The sequence below is a fragment of the Prauserella muralis genome, from assembly GCF_003202285.1.
Taxonomy (GTDB): Bacteria; Actinomycetota; Actinomycetes; order Mycobacteriales; family Pseudonocardiaceae; genus Prauserella_B; species Prauserella_B muralis.
Map to the genome: position 1 here is coordinate 686,682 of NZ_MASW01000002.1, position 18,141 is coordinate 704,822.

General features: G+C 70.8%; 19 protein-coding genes and 1 tRNA gene. 11 read left to right on the top strand and 9 right to left on the bottom strand.

Annotated elements, in window-relative coordinates; translation table 11 throughout:
* Positions 1–43: 43 nt before the first annotated feature.
* The 8 genes from BAY60_RS14390 (at position 44) to BAY60_RS14425 (ending at position 9,489) form a co-directional block, all read left to right on the top strand.
* Positions 44–2,626 (top strand): GumC domain-containing protein, encoded by a 2,583-nt coding sequence (locus tag BAY60_RS14390; RefSeq protein WP_112281438.1) that lies wholly within the window; start codon positions 44–46, stop codon positions 2,624–2,626.
* The gene (locus BAY60_RS14395; protein WP_112281439.1) at positions 2,626–6,156 is read left to right on the top strand and encodes a hypothetical protein; all 3,531 of its coding nucleotides are present in this window, start codon (positions 2,626–2,628) and stop codon (positions 6,154–6,156) included. Before BAY60_RS14390 ends, BAY60_RS14395 begins: the two co-directional genes overlap by 1 nt.
* 10 nt (positions 6,157–6,166) lie before the next feature.
* The gene (locus BAY60_RS14400) at positions 6,167–6,613 is read left to right on the top strand and encodes a hypothetical protein (RefSeq protein WP_112281440.1); all 447 of its coding nucleotides are present in this window, start codon (positions 6,167–6,169) and stop codon (positions 6,611–6,613) included.
* Positions 6,614–6,628: 15 nt separating this feature from the next.
* Positions 6,629–7,060, top strand: a complete 432-nt coding sequence (locus BAY60_RS14405) for a hypothetical protein (protein WP_146771013.1) — start codon at positions 6,629–6,631, stop codon at positions 7,058–7,060.
* A complete protein-coding gene (locus BAY60_RS14410; RefSeq protein WP_245992499.1) occupies positions 7,057–8,406 on the top strand; it encodes an N-acetylmuramoyl-L-alanine amidase in 1,350 nt (449 codons plus the stop codon). The genes BAY60_RS14405 and BAY60_RS14410 overlap by 4 nt, the downstream gene beginning before the upstream one ends.
* Positions 8,407–8,408: 2 nt before the next feature.
* Positions 8,409–8,660, top strand: coding sequence for a holin (locus BAY60_RS14415; protein WP_112281442.1), 252 nt, complete (start codon positions 8,409–8,411; stop codon positions 8,658–8,660).
* A 127-nt stretch (positions 8,661–8,787) separates the two neighbouring features.
* Positions 8,788–9,033 carry a hypothetical protein gene (locus BAY60_RS14420; protein ID WP_112281443.1) on the top strand — a complete coding sequence of 82 codons (246 nt, stop codon included), beginning with the start codon at positions 8,788–8,790 and terminating at the stop codon, positions 9,031–9,033.
* Positions 9,034–9,297: 264 nt separating this feature from the next.
* The gene (locus tag BAY60_RS14425; protein ID WP_112281444.1) at positions 9,298–9,489 is read left to right on the top strand and encodes a MerR family DNA-binding transcriptional regulator; all 192 of its coding nucleotides are present in this window, start codon (positions 9,298–9,300) and stop codon (positions 9,487–9,489) included.
* On the opposite strand, the gene BAY60_RS37145 is transcribed toward BAY60_RS14425, so the two are convergent.
* Complete coding sequence (locus tag BAY60_RS37145; protein WP_170160412.1) at positions 9,486–9,623, bottom strand: hypothetical protein; 138 nt, start codon at positions 9,621–9,623, stop codon at positions 9,486–9,488. The genes BAY60_RS14425 and BAY60_RS37145 overlap by 4 nt on opposite strands.
* A 7-nt stretch (positions 9,624–9,630) precedes the next feature.
* Positions 9,631–9,981: a hypothetical protein gene (locus BAY60_RS37560; RefSeq protein WP_211330325.1), complete on the bottom strand. Its 351-nt coding sequence runs from the start codon at positions 9,979–9,981 to the stop codon at positions 9,631–9,633.
* Positions 9,982–10,151: 170 nt separating this feature from the next.
* Between BAY60_RS37560 and BAY60_RS14435 the strand changes: the two genes are divergently transcribed.
* Entirely contained in the window at positions 10,152–10,910 is a 759-nt protein-coding gene (locus BAY60_RS14435; protein ID WP_112281445.1) for a GntR family transcriptional regulator, read from the top strand.
* A 73-nt stretch (positions 10,911–10,983) separates the two neighbouring features.
* Here BAY60_RS14435 and BAY60_RS14440 read toward each other — a convergent pair whose 3' ends face one another.
* From BAY60_RS14440 to BAY60_RS14470, 7 genes are all read right to left on the bottom strand, one after another.
* Complete coding sequence (locus tag BAY60_RS14440) at positions 10,984–11,406, bottom strand: MFS transporter (protein ID WP_112281446.1); 423 nt, start codon at positions 11,404–11,406, stop codon at positions 10,984–10,986.
* 78 nt (positions 11,407–11,484) lie between these two features.
* Entirely contained in the window at positions 11,485–11,670 is a 186-nt protein-coding gene (locus BAY60_RS14445) for a hypothetical protein (RefSeq protein ID WP_112281447.1), read from the bottom strand.
* A complete protein-coding gene (locus tag BAY60_RS14450; RefSeq protein ID WP_112281448.1) occupies positions 11,663–12,181 on the bottom strand; it encodes a hypothetical protein in 519 nt (172 codons plus the stop codon). Before BAY60_RS14450 ends, BAY60_RS14445 begins: the two co-directional genes overlap by 8 nt.
* Positions 12,178–12,414 carry a hypothetical protein gene (locus BAY60_RS14455; RefSeq protein WP_112281449.1) on the bottom strand — a complete coding sequence of 79 codons (237 nt, stop codon included), beginning with the start codon at positions 12,412–12,414 and terminating at the stop codon, positions 12,178–12,180. Before BAY60_RS14455 ends, BAY60_RS14450 begins: the two co-directional genes overlap by 4 nt.
* A gap of 348 nt (positions 12,415–12,762) precedes the next feature.
* Positions 12,763–12,836 (bottom strand) — tRNA-Arg (locus tag BAY60_RS14460).
* Positions 12,837–13,121: 285 nt separating this feature from the next.
* On the bottom strand, positions 13,122–13,529 hold the full coding sequence (locus BAY60_RS14465; RefSeq protein WP_112281450.1) for a peptidase inhibitor family I36 protein: 408 nt from the start codon (positions 13,527–13,529) through the stop codon (positions 13,122–13,124).
* A gap of 173 nt (positions 13,530–13,702) precedes the next feature.
* On the bottom strand, positions 13,703–14,785 hold the full coding sequence (locus BAY60_RS14470) for a LacI family DNA-binding transcriptional regulator (RefSeq protein WP_112281451.1): 1,083 nt from the start codon (positions 14,783–14,785) through the stop codon (positions 13,703–13,705).
* A gap of 90 nt (positions 14,786–14,875) precedes the next feature.
* Between BAY60_RS14470 and BAY60_RS14475 the strand changes: the two genes are divergently transcribed.
* Positions 14,876–16,072: an MFS transporter gene (locus BAY60_RS14475; RefSeq protein WP_112281452.1), complete on the top strand. Its 1,197-nt coding sequence runs from the start codon at positions 14,876–14,878 to the stop codon at positions 16,070–16,072.
* 34 nt (positions 16,073–16,106) lie between these two features.
* Positions 16,107–18,125: a bifunctional copper resistance protein CopD/cytochrome c oxidase assembly protein gene (locus tag BAY60_RS14480; protein ID WP_112281453.1), complete on the top strand. Its 2,019-nt coding sequence runs from the start codon at positions 16,107–16,109 to the stop codon at positions 18,123–18,125.
* Positions 18,126–18,141 lie beyond the last annotated feature (16 nt).

Here is an 18,141-nt window from a genome sequence, read left to right on the forward strand (position 1 = left end):
CTGCTGGCCATCGAACGGCTCGGACGGAGGGAGGTGACACCGGGTGGCCAATGAGGTCGAGATCGTCGTCACGGGCAAGAACCAGTCCAACGCTGCGCTCGCGTCCGCGACGAAGGGCGTCAAGGACTACAGCACCGAGGTCGAAAAGGCATCGCTCAAGGTGCAGGCTGCCCGGGACGCCGAGGCCGACGCGGCCGAGAAGGTCCGCATCGCCGAGGCCAAGCTCAACGAGCTGCGCGACAGCGGCAACGCCAAGGGCTCGCAGCTGATCGACGCCGAGCACCGGCTGGAGGTGGCGCGCCGCAAGGCGGCTGCCGCCTCCCGGGACGCGGCGACCGCGGCGACCAACCTCGATCGTGCTGAACGGGCCGCCGCCGACGCCGCCCGCGAGGCCGCCGAGGAACACGACGAGCTCGGCGAGGCCATCGACGAGGTCAGCAAGCGGGCGCAGTCCGGCGGGCGCGGTGTCGGGCTGGCGTGGCTCGGGACGCTGGCGTCGATGCCCGTGGCGGGGGCGGCTGCGGCGGCCTCGCTCGGTGTCGTCGGCACGGCCTTCATCGGGCTCGGCGCGGTCGCGGTGAGCGAAAACGAGGACGTCAAGGCTTCGGTGATCGGGCTCGGCCGCACGATCAAGGAGGACCTCGCCGAGGACGCGGCACCCCTGGCCGACGCCTACATGCAGGCCACGTCCACGATCGGCGCCGGGTTCGAGCGGCTGCGCCCGCAGATGCGCAACGCCTTCGGCGACAGCGTGCCGCTGGTCGACTCACTGACCCAGGGTGTGGTCGGGTTCGCCGAGAACGCCATGCCCGGCATGGTGCGCTCAGTCCAGCGCGCCGAGCCCGTGTTCGACGGGCTGCAGACCTTCCTCAAGGACACCGGGACCGGGGTGTCGCTGATGCTCACCGAGATGTCCGAGCACAGCGAGGAAGCCGGGCAGGGCATGGAACACCTCGGCGCCCTCATCAAGGGCGTCCTGCCAGAGGCCGGCGGGATCATCGGCAACCTCACCGACATGTGGGCCGAGCACGGCGACGAGGTCGTCGACGCGGTGACCCGCATCGTCGGCGTGCTCAACGACATGTCCGGCGGGGCGCTGCCGGTGCTGGGCGACGCACTCGGTGTCGCGCTCGGGCTGCTTGACCACGTGCTCGACGTGATCGAGCCGATGTCGGGCGAGCTGGGCACCCTGATCGGGATGTGGCTGACCATGTCCACGGTGATGAAGGGCATCGGCGCCGCCCGGTCCGTGATCTCCAGCGTCGGCGACAGCATCACCAGCCTCGGCGACAAGACCACCGGCACCACCCGCAAGATGGGCCTGCTCAAGGCCGGTGCGATCGGGCTGGCGTTGGGCATCGCGAGCATCCTGCAGGAGTCGCAGGCGCTGAACGTGCAGGTCGACGCGATGACGACCGGGCTGGACCGGTTCGCCGACTCCGGCAAGGTGTCCGGCGAGGCGGCCCGGATACTCGGCCAGGACCTCCAACAGATCAAGGATGCGTTCTCGGTCGCCGACGACAACCTGCTCGAGCAGATCACCGACGGCGTGGGCGACCTGGTCGGCATGGAGTCCGGGCTCGACGTCGCCAAGGAGCGCCTCGACGGGCTCGATCAGTCGCTGGTGCGGCTGGCCGAGACGGCCGGGCGGTCGGAGGCGTTCCGCGCGCTGCAGCAGATCGCGCAGCAAACCGGCATCTCGATCGAGGATCTGCGCGGCAAGCTGCCCGAGTTCAACGGCTACCTGGAGGAGACGGCGGGGTCGTTCGAGGCGACCGGGCAGGCCACCGACTACGCACGGCAGGCGCTCGACTCCTACCTCGAAGCCACGCAGGCCGCGACCGACCCGGTGTTCGCGCTGAACCAGGCGCTGCGGCAGGTCGACGAGGCGCAGAAGTCCTACAACGACGCCGTGCGCCAGTACGGGGAGAACAGCCCGCAGGCGCGGGAGGCGTCGTTCGCGCTGGCCGAGGCCGTGTCCAAGGCCGAGCAGGCCGCCCTCAACGGTGACCTGTCGTTCGAGGAGTTCGAGTCGCGGCTGCAGGCGTGGGTCGCGCAGGGCGCCATCACCGCGAAGCAGGCCGACGACATCCGCGGCCGGGTCAACCGGCTGCGCGGCTCGGCCGAGGACTACCGCGGCAACTACGGCGCCAACTTCCACGCCAACACCGACGGCGCGCGCCGCAAGCTCGGCGTAATCATCCGGATGATCAACGGCATCCCGAGGACCGTCACCACCACCCACAACGTGGTCACGCATTTCAGCTCCACCGGCACCCGGATCGGCACGCAGAACGCGGCGGGGGAGTGGTACCAGGGCGGCGGCGGCCTGGCCTCGGGCGGCATCTACGGCGCCGGGCACGCCCAAGAGGGCGGGCCGCGCGGGAACATGGTGCTCGTCGGTGAGCAGGGCCCCGAGCTCGTGAACCTGCCGACCGGGTCGATGGTCAAGCCCGCGGGCGAGACCCGCCAGATGCTGCGCGGTGGGGGCGCGCCGCCGGTGAACGTGATCATCTCCGTGCCGGCCAGCGCGGGCGCATTCATCCGCGCGCTGATGGAGGACATGCGCGAGAACGTGCGCGTCGAGTACGGCGGCGACGTCAACGAGGCATTGGGGCAACGCTGATGGTGTTCCCGCAGACCCCGATCAACGTCACGACGCAGCTGTTCTACGACGGCCAGTGGAACACCGTGGGCAACGCGCCGAAGGGCGACGGCGTCCGCTACGACGACGGCATCCGCATCGTGCGAGGCCGCACCGACGAACAGTCCACCGCGTCGCCCAGCTCGGCCACGTTCAAGCTCGGCAACCTGTCCAACACCTACTCGCCGCACAACCCGGCCTCGCCGCTGTTCGGCAAGATCGGCCCGAACACCCCGGTGCGCGTGAAGATCCCGCCATCCGGCGGCGAGCAGGTCGCGCTCAGCCTCGCCGGAGCAGTCGACCCGGCACCCGGCGCGCGCGTCGAAACCCCGGACGCCGTGCACCTCGACACCACCGGCGACATGGACGTGCGCATCGACGCCGAGCCGGACCGGTGGCGGTGGGAAACCTACAGCTACACCCTGGCCAGCCCGGGCGCCCCGAAGTTCGTCACGCTGGCGTCGAAGTGGCACGACACCGGCGTCGGCACCAACCAACGCTCGTGGGTGTTCGCCATCCGCTACGACGGCTACCTGCGGTTCCGTATCAGCACCAACGGTGCGGCCAGCGGCCAGCTGTCCTACCTGTCCACCGAGCCCGTCCCGGCCGACGCCGGGCGCCTGGCGCTGCGTGTCGCGATCGACGTCAACAACGGCGCCGGCGGGCACGACGTGCGCTTCTACACGGCCGACACGATCGCCGGGCCCTGGACACAGCTCGGCGGCACCGTCACCACCGCGGGCACCGTCGGGATCTTCAACTCCAGCGCCGACCTGGTCATCGGCTCCACCCACGCCGGGCAGCCCTACGCCGCCGGGACCGCGTCCTACACTGGGCTGCTGCACGGGTTCGAGCTGTACGACGGGTTCGGCTCGCGGGTCGCCGCGCTCAACTTCGGCGGCTACGACACCTTCGACCGCACCCTGCTCGACGACGAGGGCGTCACCTGGCAGCTCGCCGGGGCGGCCGAGTTCGTCAACACCGCCACCCGGCACTGCGGGGAGATCGCGGACTGGTCCCCGGACTGGGACCGCAGCGGCACGGACCGGTGGGTGCCCGTCACCGCCTCGGGCGTGATCCGGCGGCTGCGGCAGGGCGACAAGCCGGTCGACTCGCCGATGCGCAAGAGCTGGACGCAGGACTACCTGTTCCCCGGCGCGCTGCCCGACGCCTACTGGCCGTGCGAAGACGAGGACTCGGCGACCACGATCGCCTCGGGGTTCGAGGGCAAGCCGCCGATGAAACTCGGCATCCGCGACGGCTTCCCCATCCGCGACACCGAGTTCGCCGCCTACAACGGCTTCTACGGCTCCAAGCCCATCGCCGAATTCGGCGTGACCACCGCGTTCGGCGACATCGTCGGCGCGCAGGACACCGGATTCATGCAGGCCCTGTGCCTGCTGCACCTGCCCGAGAACGGGATCGCCTCGGACGTGGAGATCCTCAACGTCGCCACCACGGGCACGACCGCCGAGTGGGCGCTCGTGGCGAAGGCCTCCACCGGGCACCTGCAGCTGCGGATCTACGGCGAGGGCGGCTCGCTGATCGACTCCAGCGGCATCTACCCGTACGGCCTCAACGGCAAGAACGTGCTCGCCGGGTTCCAGCTGGTGCAGAGCGGCGCCAACATCGACTGGTACGTCATCGTGTGGGAGCAGCCCGACCTCAAGGCCGGTGTCGCGTTGAAGAACGTGTCGGCGGGCATCGCGCCGGACACGCTGCTGGGCCACCGGTTTGGCAAGCCGATCAGGGCTTACATCAGCAAGCTCGGCGACGCCGACGGCACCGCGGTGGGGCACGTCACCGTGCGCACGACGCAGACGTCGCAGGAGCTGGCGACGCTGCCGATCCAGGGCATTCACCCCGGCAACCTCACCCGGAACGCGTTCATCGGCTGGGCGCGCGAGACGGCCGGCTACCGGATCATCCGACTGTGCCAGGAGCACGGCGTGCCGATCCGGTTCATCGGCGACCCGGACGCCACACCGTTCCTGTGGTTCCAGCCGGATGGCAACGTGGTGGATCTGCTGGAGGAGGCCGCGGCCACCGACGGCGGGATCCTCGCCGAGGCGCGGGAGTTCCTCGGGTTCGAGTACATCACCCGCGAGGCGCTGTGCAACCAGACACCGGCGCTCACTCTCGACTACGCGGCGGCCGACTTCTCGGAGGTGCCCCGCCCGAAGCAGGACGATCGCTACATCCGCAACGACGTCACCGTGCAGCGCCGCGACGGCTCGTCTCGCCGCTCGGTGCAAACGTCGGGGCCGCTGAACGTCAGCGACCCGCGCGACGACCCGCAGGGCGTCGGCCTCTACGACGAGTCGGTCACCCTCAGCCTGTACAACGACGGCCAAGTCGCCGATCAGGCCTCGTGGCGGCTGCACCTCGGCACCGTCGACGAGGAGCGCTACCCGTCGCTGGTAGTGAACCTGGCCCGCCGCACCGGCTACATCGACACCGTCCTCGGCCTGCAGCTCGGCCAGCGCATCGCCGCCACCAACATGCCGACCTGGGTCAAACCGGAGAACGTGTCGCAGCTGCTGCGCGGCTACGACGAGACGATCATGACGTTCGAGCACCGGTTCGACTTCAAGACCACCGCGGCGGGCGGCTACGACGTCGCGGTCTACGGCAGCGACCGGGCGGGCACGCTCGGCTCCGAGCTGGCCACCGACGTCGACAGCGACGACACCACGCTGTTGGTGTCCACGACCCGCGGCTACCTGTGGACCGAGGACCCGGCCGAGTTCCCGTTCGACGTGCTGCTCGGCGGTGAGGCGCTGACCGTGTCCGCGATCGAGCCGTGCGCGCAGGATGCGTTCGGGCGCACGGTGGCCTCCGGGTGGGGCACGCCGGACGTCGGGCCGCCGTGGGCGACCTCGGGCGGCGCCGCGGCGGACTTCGCGGTCGGCTCCGGGTACGGGTCGATGACGCTGTCCACGGTGAACGTGCGCCGCGAAGCGCTGCTCGGGGTGTCGGTAGCCGACGGCGAGATCGCGGCGACCATCGCGACCAGCCAGGTCGCCACCGGCAACTGGATCACCGCGCAACTGCTGGCGCGCCGCTTCGCCGTCAGCACCTACCTCGCGGCGCAGGTCGAGTTCAAGCACACGGGCATCGTCGGGATCGCCCTGTACGAGGTGGTCGGCGGCGCGGCAACGTTCCTCTACGGCGCCGAGTACGGCAGCTACGCGGCCGGCGAGCAATTCCGGGTGCGGCTGCGCACGATCGGTGAGCAGGTGCGGGTCAAGTTCTGGCGCGTCTCCGCCGGCGAGGCCTCCGCGTTCTACCAGACCACCACCATCCCGGTGCTCGCCGCGGCCGGTGACCTCGGCGCGGCGGCGATGTCGACGACCGGCAACACCAACGCCAACCCCGCCGTGCGCTTCGACGACCTGATCGTGTCGAGCCCGCAGCGGTTCACCGTCGCGCGCTCGGTCAACGGGGTCACCAAGTCGCACAGCGCGGGCGACGCGGTGGCGTTGCGCAACCCCGCGTACTTCGGGATCTGAGGAGGAACTCATGCCGCTGGCAGGCACCAAGGTCGACGCGCCGGACGTCACGTGGCGCTCCGGGTCGGCGGTGCTGACCGACAAGAACACCTTCGCGGCGATCAACTCGTGGGAGGACTGGGGCACCGAGACGATCCAGTTCGACGACCCGGGTATCCGGGTCGCGATCGTGGCCTCGGGGTTCGGGAACCTGTTCGGCAACTCGGCGAACTACCGGTCCGGGCAGCCGCGGCTCGCGATCTCCATCGACGGCGGGGCGACCTTCACCACCCTCAACGACGGGGAGCCCCCGTTCTGCGTGGTCCGCGTGGCTGGCGACGCCGACGGATTCGGCACCGGCCTGCGGGTCGAAGGCGTGCCAACAGGCGACATCGTCGTCAAGATGCAGGGCCAAGTGTCCGATCTGGACGTCGATTTCCGCAACGGCTACATCACCGCGATCATGCACCCGGTGTGAGCGGTGATGATGCCCATGTTGATCGTCGACACGGACAGCGCGGAGGTGGAAATTGTGACCGTGCCAGGAGACTCGCCCACCGACACGCTGCTGCGCATGCTTGTCACACAGGTCGAGAAGGCCAACACGGCGACCGAGTCGTTACGGTCGTCGCTGCACGAGGAGATCGCGGCGATGAACGTCAGCCTCGCCGGGCTGGCAAAGGAGGTCCGCGATCAACTGCCGACGATCGCCGTGCTCACGCGGCGTGCGGACGAGCAAGAGCGGGCGCAGCGCGACCTCGAGGACCGGTTCGGCCGCGAGCTGCAGGCAATCCGCGACCAGCGGATGCAAGACCGTGACGATCGCAAGTGGACAACCAGCCAGCGGGTGACGCTGGTGGGCATCGCTGTGACCGCGCTCGTTGCTGTCGTGTTCGGAATTCTGAGCCTCACCATCGGAGGGTGATCGTGTCCGCGTCCCGTGTTGACCGCACAACACTCGCCGACCAGGTCCGGCGCGCCCGTGTCGAGTGGCCGTTCGTCGACGCCGTCGAGGTCGACCACGGGCTGCCCGTCGGGCTGCTGTACGCGGTGGGGTCGCGGGAGACGAACCTGCGCAACGTCCGCGGCGATGGGGGCCACGGCTGGGGCGTGTGGCAGCGCGACGACCGCTACTGGCCTGTCGGTCCCGCCTACCTGGCCGACGTGCGCCGCCAGGCCGTGGACGCGGCGTCGCTGTTGGCCGCGAACCGGCGGGCGCTCGGCGGCTGGCCGGCCGCGGTGGCCGCCTACAACGCCGGGCCGAGCCGGGTGCGGCAGGCGCTTGCCGAGGGCCGGGGCGTGGACTACTACACCACCGGCCGCGACTACTCCGCCGACGTGCTCGCGCGGCGATCCATCATCGAAACCCTCGGGGAGACCACTGTGCAGATCATCCCGCGCGCCCGCTGGGGCGCCCGCCACGACAACGGGTTCACCGCGGCGCCGCTGCCCGCCGAGGAGGTGTGGCTGCACCACTCGGTGACGCTCGCCCCCGACATCCAGTGGATCGACGCCGACCGGGACGGTGTCGACGACGACGAGGAGCGCGCGATGCGCACACTGGAGGGCATCGGCGAGGACCGGTTCGGCGGCGGCATTTCCTACACATTCCTGATCCCGCCCTCGGGCCGGATCTACGAGGGGCACGGCGTCGGCCGCCAGGGCTCCCACACGGGCGGCCGAAACGACCGCGCCCGCGCGATCTGCTTCATCGGCAACTACGAGACGCACCGGCCGACACAGGCTCAGATCGCCGCCGCGGCGTGGCTGCTGCGGCACGGCAAGGCACAAGGCTGGTGGCGGCACGCGCGGCTCAACGGTGGCCACCGCGACCTCAAGGCCACGGCGTGCCCGGGCCAGCACGCCTACGCCGCCATCCCCGCCATCAACAAGCTCGCCGCCCAGCCGGGCGGCGGAGGAGCCGCACCAGGAGGAGGAAGCACCGTGAGCAAAGCAGACGTCGTCGACGGCTTGGAGCAGTACTTCGAGCGCGAGCGGCACGAGCCGACGCAGCGCGGCGATCAGCCCGACATGAACCTGCGGGGCTCGATCATTCACACCCACGAGTACGCCCTCGGCGCCTACCAGAACTCGGGCGCCATCCGGCAGGAGATGGCCGGGCTGCGGGCGGCGCTCGACAAGCTGGCCGACGCCGTCGCGGCCGGGGGCGGCTCGTCGGCGGCCGAGCTGAAGCAGGCCGTCGCGGACGCGATCCGGGAGAACATCGTGCAGGTCGACGTCACGGTCGCCGGTGGCAGCGAGGAGGTCTGAACATGGCGAAGAAGCACGCACCCGTCGAGGTCAAGGTCAAGGCGTCCGCCGCGGCGGCCACGGTCACCGGCGTGGTGCTCGCGCTGCTCGGGCAGTACGTGTTCGGCGGTGAGGTGCCCGACCTCGTCGAGGGCATCGTCGAGCCGCTCGTCAGCGGCGGTGTGCTCGGCGGCATCACCTTCGGCGCGGGCTGGTGGGCGCGGCACAGCCCGCGGCAGCTGCGCAACGTCGTTGACGTCGACGTCGAGCAGTAGGCGCCGGCCACCCGCGTAGTCAGCGCTCGGGCAGCGGCCCCGCGTTCCCCGCTGCGGCGGCGAGCGCGGGGCCCTTCGCTGTGTCCGCACCTTGACAGCGTATAGAACACGCGTTCGAATGAACGGCATGCGGTATCTGCGGTGCACCCACAAAACCACAGGTGAACAGCGGTTCTTCCTGCGGCCGGATGACGCGGAACGGGTTCTGGGCGAGGAGGGCGGCCTCGACGCATGGGAGCTGGAGTCGCAGTACGACCCGACGTGGCGGCTGCCGGGCCGGGCGCCCGACCACCGCGGCCGACGGCCGGACCACCCGGACTACCAGCCGCCGCCCTGGGCTCGACACCGGGACGGGCGACGGCGGTACGGCTAGCACTCGCGATCGCGCATTGGAACCTCCTGAGCTTGGGAGACGGCTCCGGCGCCCGGGGGAGGTAGGCAGCGCCGGAGCCGCCTTCTGGAGGGTGGTACACGCGCCGGCACGTGCGCGCGGCCACAACGGTAGGCGTGACCTGCGGAGACGCGTACCGCCGTTCGAGCGAACGCGACATTCGCGCAGAGTGCGAAAAACGCGATCATCGCGACTAACGCGTCACGCACGGTGCGCGACAAGTGCGTCAATCGAGACAATCGCGCGGTGATCAAGAAGCGGCTCGTGTCCACGGGTGAGCTGGCACGCGAGCTGTCAGTGAGTCGGCGTACCATTCAGCGCTACGTCGAGGACGGGCTGCTGGAGCCGACGGATGTGACGCTCGGTGGTCACTACCGGTGGGACGTCGACCTGGTGCGCCGCCGCATCCGCGAGCTGCTGAAGGAGCGCAACCGCTAGGGCAGGCCGCGCAGGCCTGCCAGCACTCGCAGAAGCAGCGCGAGCCGGGGGTCGTCGTCCGGGTCGAACGCGGGCCATATCGGCTGAGTGTCGTCCAGGCGCGGCAGTAGTTGCGTCGGTGCGTCGCTGCTCACGGACTGGTCAGCGCCGCAATCGCCGCAACGTGATCGGCTCCGTGACCGGCCGCACCATCGGCATCGGTCGCGCTGCCGCGCACGGCCACGGTTGCTCGCAGGTGTCGCAGTGGGCCCCGCCGTGCTCCACACAAGGCTCGTGCGGGCCCGACTCGACCGTGCGTGCGTCCGCCTCACGCTCGGCCGCGCGCTCGTCGAGGGCGTCCGCGAGCGCGCGGTACTGCCGAGCCAGCTCGCGCAGCCCGTCGGCCGGTAACTCGCCGCCGTCCTGGTGGTGGATCATCTCCATGACGGCAGGGCCAAGGGCGGCGTTGAAACGCTGGAGGCGGGCGAGCAGCTCGCGGTCGCGCTCGATCACGTGTCGTCCTCCGGGCCATCGCCGTCGGCGTCGACTGTGGTGCCGTCGGCGCGGTTCCACCAGCTCATGCCGACCTCCCCTCGCACTGGTTAAGATATCTTTACCAGTAGCACACTGACACAGCCGGGGGGAACTGGTCAAGACAAGCTGACATGTGGAGAATTAGCAGGATGGACCGATCGAGTGGCGTCCCTGCCTTCCGGCAGGTGGCCGCAGACCTCCGCGAACGGATCGTCGCGGGCGAATACGAGCCAGGAGCGCGCCTGCCCAGCGAGCGTGAGCTCGTCGACAACTACGGCGTCTCGCGCCCCACGATCCGCGACGCGATCGACCTCCTGCGCGCCGAGGGCCGCGTTGACGCCGTCCGTGGCGTCGGTGTGTTCGTCCGGCCGCCTACGCAGATCGAGCGGCTCGCGCGGTCCCGGCTGTCGCGAGCTGCGCGCGCCGAGAACAAGGGCGCGTTCATGGCCGATGCCGCGGCGAAGGGGTTCACTCCCTCGTCGTCGGTGAAGATCCGGTTTGAGCCGGCTGACGAGCGCGTCGCCGGGCTGCTCGGCATCGAGCCGGGCACCGAGGTGACCGTGAGGGATCGGGTGATGCGAGCCAACGGGCTCGTGGTGCAACTCGCGGTGTCGCGCCTGCCCAGGGAGCTGACGCGCGGCACCGTGATCGAGGAGGTAGACACCGGGCCCGGCGGCGCCTACGCCCGGCTCGAGGAGGCCGGTCACGCCATCGGGCACTACGTCGAAGACGTCGGCTCGCGGATGCCCTCCCCGGAGGAGGCGTCCACGCTGCAGCTGGCCGAGGGCGTGCCCGTCATCACGGTGACCCGGATCGCCTACCGCCAGGACGGGCTGCCGCTGGAGATGAACGACATGACGCTGCCCGCGGACCGCTACCGGCTCACCTACGAGTGGGCAGCGGAGTAGAACAAGCAGAGGGCCCCAGCACGCACGCCGTGCTGGGGCCCTCTGTCGGGCATCGCGACCGTAGCGAACGCCGCTACGGCCCGTTCTCCTCCAGTTCCTTGATCGCGTCGCCGATCTGTTCCAGGCACCAATCGCTCATGCCCTCCTCTACGAGGACGTCCGGGTCGACGCACTCCTGTTGGTAGCGCAGCTCCTCGTCGAGCTCGTTGACCGCGGCCTGCTGCACCAGGACCGTGATCACGATGCCGGCGATGCACACCACGACGCCGATGATGGCGAGCACCTTCTTGGTGCCGAACAGGGCGATGATCCCGAGCACGAGGCCGACGCCCGCGGCGATCGCGGTGATGTTGTTGAAAATGATGATCGGCGAGCCGACGACGCCGACGATGCCGCAGATGAGCGCGGCCCAGGCGAGCCCGCCGAATCGGGGGGCCTTGGTCGGCTGTTCGGGTGGCGCGGTGTGCGAGTGAGGGCTCGGTTGGGGGTCGGTCATGGCGGTCCTCTCTGTCTGTGGTCGGTTCGTGCGGGCCGCGAGATGTGTTGCGGTCCGTTCAGGGTTGAGGCCAGGTCGTTACATGGCGCGGTCGGTCGGGTCGCCGTGGTCGCGTGGCGGCTTGGCCAGCTCGTCGAGCGCGCGCTGCCACCAGTAGCCGACGACCACCGTCGGCACGATCACGAGCATCACGGCTTCGACAGCGACCCGGAGCACGCCGTCGGCGACGCGGACGGGCACGCTGTCGCTCTCGCGCTCAGCCATCGGTGCTCCGGAACCGGATGAGTTCGCGGGCGTCGGCGAGATCCTGCATGGTGCAGCCGAACGCCACGGTGCGAGCGTCGTCGCGGTATGGCGTGTAGGCGGACCCGAGGAGCCACGAGCCACAGTCGGCGACGATCTCCAGCCGCGCACCGTAGTGCTCGTATGCGCCCCACCCGCCATGCATCCGGCCCTGCTGCAGGTGCATCCATTCGTGCCGGATGACATCGCCGAGGTAGCGGCAGGGCACGTCGCGGCTGACGAGCACGGTGAGAGTGTCCATCCAGGCGACCCCTGCGTTGCCCTCCAGCTCGGCGCTGTCGGCCAGTGACCAGGCGGCGGGATCCTCGCCGAGCTCGCCGAGAGTGCCGTGCCACTCGGCCTGCCAATCGCAGCCTTGCAGGGCTGCGGCTGGCGCGTGGGGTTCCGGTGCTGCCGGGCGCGGTATCAGGAGCGCACCGAGCGCGGCGAGGAAGGTGACAACGATGAACCCGGAGACGCCGAGCTTGGTCACAGATTCACCGCCTCGTCATGCTGCTGCTCGGTGGTGAGCCCGAACTGTCCGCGTGTGGTCGCATGGAGCCACGCCAGCGCGGCCTCCATCCCACGGGCGTAGCCGGCGTCGTCGGGCTGCTGCCACATGGCGTGCAGCTCGGCGTGTTCCTCGCGGGCGTCGATGAGCATCTGCTGGAAGCGGGCGAGGCCCTCGCGCAGCTGGGTGTCCGGCGCGGTGTGCGTGGCGGTCATCGTGCGTGCCTCGCCTTCGCTCGCGCCCGGGTAGGGCGGCCAGTGACTTGGCGCCGCCGCACGGCGTCGAGCGTCAGCACGACAGTGACGAGGACGGCGGCGAGGAGCACGGGTCCGGCGGCGGGATCTTGTGCCGTGGCGGCTCGGTTGCCGACGGCGGCGAGAACGTACGTGGCGAACACCACGTAGACCGGCCACGCAACGACGCGCCGAAAGGTCTGCCGCCATGAGCGATCGAGCCGGCGATGGCGCCCGCGGTGACGGCGCCAAAGTGGACCGTTAATGGACCATTGGGTCTTGGTCGTCCTCGGTGGTGTGCGGCGTGACCGCACACCACCAGCAGGTTTGTGCCCCCGGCAGGACTCGAACCTGCGACCTAGAGATTAGAAGGCTCTTGCTCTATCCAGCTGAGCTACGAGGGCCCAGTGCTGGCCCGGCAGGACCACGCGCTACGTAACCCCAGCTTAGCCAGCACTACAGACCTGATCGTTCGAGCCCGGCCAATCGTTTCATCCCTCACCCGGCCCGGTGACCGTGGGTGCGCTGCCGGTCGAGGACAGCGCACCCACGGCGGGGCCGTGGTCGGGGTCACGGCACCCGCTCAGCACGCCGGTGCGGCCACGCGTTCCCCAGCCGTGAGCGTTGCCGGCGTGCCGAGTTTCCCCGCGCCAGGCGAGCGCGGTTTGTCTGATGAAAGCGCCTCGGCCTCAGTTCCAGATCTGGATGGCCCTCACGACATACGGCGCCTGTGGCACGAAGGTGCCCGGCCCCGGGAATGTGCTGAAATCGCCCTCGGTCGCGCATTCGGCGTCCTGGTAAACGGTCACGTGCCGGTCGATGCGATGGGCGAACGAACGGGCCTCCACGCCACCCGGAAGCGGGACGCACTCGTCGGGGTTGGTGTTGCGCAGGTCCATCCTTGTGATCTGCCCTTGGTAGGACTCGCCTGGCCAGACGCAGAACTCGCCCTGCTGGCAGGCGAACTCGGGCGGGACGGGCCGGGGCGGCTCCCCGGACGCGGCGTGTGCCGTGCCCGCGGCGCACGCCAGCCCTGTGGTCGCCAGCGCCAGCGCGCGGAACAGGCGGGAGCGCAGGGTGAGAATGTGGCGAGACATGATTCCCCCTCAATGAAATCGCGTGAGCTGTTCGCCGTGGAATGTGCTGACTCCACGATCTCGGGGCGGGGCGACAATGTCAGCGTGGAATGTGTGGATCTGTGGACAACCGCGGTGAGACCGTCAGTTGTCCACACGATGGCCGATCCGGTTGCGAAAAGGTGTCCTGACCGTTATGTGGGCGCCTGGCCGCTCGATGCGCGCACCACCAGTTCCACCGGAAGGGTGACCGGTGGAGGTGGTTTCCGGCCCGCCAGCAGCTCCCGTGCGAGTTCACCGGCGAGCCTGCCCTTGCGAACGAGATCCTGGCGGACGGTGGTCAGCGCGGGCTCGGCCCACCCCGCGGGCGGGGTGTCGTCGAAGCCCACCACGGACAACTCGTCCGGCACCCGCAGGCCGTGCCGCCTCGCCGCCGCGAGCGCGCCCAGCGCCAGTTCGTCGGACATGCACAGCAGGGCGGTCGGCCGGGGGTCGGTGTCCAGCAACGCCTCCGCCGCCTGCATCGCCTGCTCCCGCGAGGTGCCGGAGGTCTCCCACACGGGGACGCTCGTGGCAGGCACCCCCGCCTCGGCGAGAGTGTCCACGTAACCGGCCAGCCGCTCCCGGTTGTCGCGGAACCGGCTGCCCATCGCCTCTTCCGTCGTCATGGGGCCACCCCTCGGCTCCGAAAGGCACTGTGCCGACAGCACACCGAAGCGCCGATGCCCCAACTCCAGCAGGTGCCGCGCGGCGGCAACCGCCCCGCCGCGGTCGTCGGTGGCGACCCTGGCCGAGCCCGGCACCACGGGCTGGTCGATCACCACGAGCGGCATCCCGCGGTCGCGCACGGCCCGCAACGCGGGTGCTCCGTCGGCCAATGAGTACGCCACCGCGAGATCGGCCTGCGCGGCCAGCACCCGCTCGGCCTTCGGGCCGCCGTCGTCGCCGCCGGGCAGCAGGAGCAGGGCATGACCCTCGGGGTCCATCTCGGCCGACATCGCGTCGAGCGTGATGGACAGCGCCGGGTCGGAGAACGCGGCGGACAGTCCCGTGTCCAGCATCACGGCGATCGCGCCTGCGCGCTGAGTGGCGAGGCTGCGGGCCACCGGATTCGGGCCCGGGTAGCCGAGCCGTTTCGCCGCGCGCAACACCTCGCGGCGCAGCTCGGCCGACAGCTGGTCGGGCCGGTTGTAGGCGTTGGACACGGTGGCGCGGGACACGCCGACGGCGTCGGCGACGTCGTCAAGGGTCGGTTGCCTGCGCCGCGTCCTGCTCATCCGCGCAGTCTAGGCGCCGGATAACCCCTTGCCTCATCTTAAGCGCTTAAGACATGCTGAGCACACGGTTTCCACCATCAAGGGGGACATGTGAAGCAGCGGCTTTCGGTGATCATGATCTTCGCGCTCAACGGCGCCACCCTCGGCTCCTGGGCGCCGCGGACCCCGGCGCTGAGCGACCAGGTCGGCATCGGGCCAGGCCCGTTCGGCCTCGCTCTGCTCGGGGCGAGCGTCGGCATGCTCGCCGCCGCCGTCGTCTCGGGCCGCGTCGTCGAACGTTTCGGTGCCCGCGCTGTGGTCGGCGGCTCGGCGCTGGCCGTGTGCGCGATCCTGCCGCTCATCGGTGCCGCGCAGTCGCTGTCGTGGCTGGCCGCCGCGCTCTTCGCGCTGGGCGTGTCCGCGGGAGTCCTCGACGTCGCGATGAACATCGCGGGCGTCGCGGTGGAACGCAGTGAGCGCAAGCCGATCATGCCGCTGTTCCACGCGGGCTTCAGCTTCGGCGCGCTCGCCGGCTCGGGTGCGGCCGCCCTCGCTGCCGCACACGAATGGTCGCCGGCGCAGCACCTCGGCGTCGCGGCGCTCGCGGGCGTCGTGACGCTCGTCGCCGTGGTTCGCAGCCTGCCGGGCGTCGCCCCGGCGACCGGCCACGCGGCCGGGAACACCGACGGCCGCGTCGGCGCGCTCCTGCGGCGCCCCGCGCTGTGGCTGCTCGCCGCCATCGCGCTGTGCTCGGCCATCGCCGAGGGCGCGAGCTCCGACTGGTCGGCGCTGCTGCTGGCGACCGAACAGGGAGCGAGCGAGGGCGCGGCCGCCCTCGCCTACGCCGGGTTCTCGCTGGCGATGGCGCTGGCCAGGCTCGCGGGGTCGTGGACACAGGCCCGGTTCGGCCACACGGCCGTGCTCGTCACCGGTGCCGGATGCGCTGGTGCCGGGCTGGTGACCTCCGCCATCGCGGGCGTTCCCGCCGTCAGCTACGCCGGTTTCGTGCTCGCGGGCGCGGGGCTGGCGACGTGCTTTCCCGTCGCGCTGGGCCTGGCCGGGGAAGCGGGCAAGCGCCCGGACGACAGCGGTGGCGAACGGGAGGTGGCCTTCGTCACCGCGATCGCCTACACCGGCTTCCTCGCGGGGCCTCCGATGATCGGCGGCATCGCGCACCTGACGTCGCTGTCGGCGTCGTTCGTCGTGGTGGGGTTCATCGCGGCGGCCATCGCCCCTGCCGCGATCGCCGCGGGACGGGCGGTGGCGCGGGAGCGGGCGAGCCGGACGGCAGGCCGCGCGGTCCGCTGACCACGCGGCCGCGCCACCGGCTTACCCTCGTAGCGTGTCCACCGAGGCCGGCCCCAGCACTGACGTCGTTTCCCGCCGCAAGGCGGCCCTCGGACCGTTGCTGGCGGTCGGCGTGCTGCTCGCCGCCGTGGTGGCGGTCGGTCTCGTCGCCGTCACCGGCGGCGTCGCCTACGCCGTCGCCGGGTTGACCGACCCCGGCGACGTGACCCGCTACGGCATCACCGTGGTGCGCGTCGGCGCCGACGCGGCGGCCGCCGTCTGCATCGGCTCGTTGCTGTTCGCCGCGTTCCTCGTGCCGCCACAGAAGTCCGGGACGCTGGCCGCCGACGGCTACGCCGCCCTGCGCACGGCCGGGCACGCCGCCTGGGCGTGGTTCGGCTTCGCGATCGCCTCCGTGCTGTTCACCGCCGCCGACGGCGCGGGACGCCCGGTCACCGAGGTCATCCGGCCGGACGTGCTGCTGAGCTTCGTCGAGGCGATCGAGCAGCCCAAGGCCTGGCTGCTCACCGCGCTGATCGCCTGCGTGCTCACCCTGGGCTGCCGGGTCGTGCTGTCGTGGGGATGGACGACGGCGCTGTTCTTCGTCGCGCTGGGCGGCGTGCTGCCCATCGCCGCCACCGGTCACTCCGCCAGCGGCGGCGCCCACGACCTGGCCACCAACAGCCTGCTGTACCACCTGCTCGGCGCGGCCGTGTGGGTCGGCGGGCTCATCGCCCTGCTCGCGCACGCCCGCCGCCGGGGCGAGCACCTGACCCTCGCGGCGACGCGGTTCTCGCGGATCGCGCTGGTCTGCTGGATCGTCATGGCCGCCTCCGGCGTCATCAACGCACTCGTGCGCGTGGCGCCCGGCCAGCTGCTCAGCACCGACTACGGGCTGCTCGTGCTCGCCAAGGTCGTCGCGCTGGCGGTGCTCGGGGTGTTCGGGCACCAGCACCGCAGGCGCAGCATCCGCGGCCTGGTGGAGGGCGCAGGGGGCGGCCAGCTCGTCCGGCTGGCCGCCGTCGAGGTGCTCATCATGTTCGTCACCATCGGCCTGGCCACGGCACTGGCCCGCACCCCGCCGCCGCAGGAGATCTATGCCCAGCCGTCCAACACCGAACTGCTGCTCGGTTACGTGCTGCACGGCGCTCCCACGCCGCTGCGGCTGCTGACCGACTGGCGGTTCGACCTGATCTACGGCACGGCGGCGATCGTGCTGGCCGTGCTGTACCTGGCCGGGGTACGGCGCCTGCGCGCCCGTGGGGACGCCTGGCCGGTCGGGCGCACCGTGGCCTGGCTCTCCGCCTGCGCCGTCCTGCTGATCGCCACGTCGTCCGGGATCGGCCGCTACGCGCCCGCGATGTTCAGCATGCACATGGTCAACCACATGTTGCTGGCCATGGTGGCGCCCGTGCTGTTCGTGCTCGGCGGTCCGGTGACGCTGGCGCTGAGGGCGTTGCCCGCCGCGGGCCGGAACGCTCCTGACGGGCCGCGCGAGTGGCTGCTGGCGTTCGTGCACTCCCCGGTGTCGCGGGCACTCACCCACCCGATCGTCGCGCTCTTCCTCTTCGTGGGCTCGTTCTACGGTCTGTACTACTCCGGGCTGTTCGACGCCGCGCTGAACTACCACTGGGCACACCTTGCGATGAACGCGCACTTCCTGCTCGTGGGTTACGTCTTCTACTGGCCGGTGATCGGGGTGGACCCGGCCCCGCGCAGGCTGCCGCCGCTGGGCAGGCTCGGTCTCGTCTTCGCCTCGATGCCGTTCCACGCGTTCTTCGGCGTGACGCTGATGAACATGCAGACCGTGATCGGCGAGTCGTTCTACCGCAGCCTCGACCTGCCGTGGGTGGGCGACCTGCTCACCGACCAGCGGCTTGGCGGCGGCATCGCGTGGGCGTCGGGCGAGCTGCCGGTGCTGCTGGTGATGCTCGCGCTGCTGATGCAGTGGGCGAGGGCCGACGAGCGCGAGGCCCGCCGCCGCGACCGTCGCGAGGACGCCACCGGCGATGCGGACCTGGCCGCCTACAACGCCATGCTCAAGCGCCTTGCCGAGCACGGCGAACGCCGATAGCGCGCAGCCCCTACCA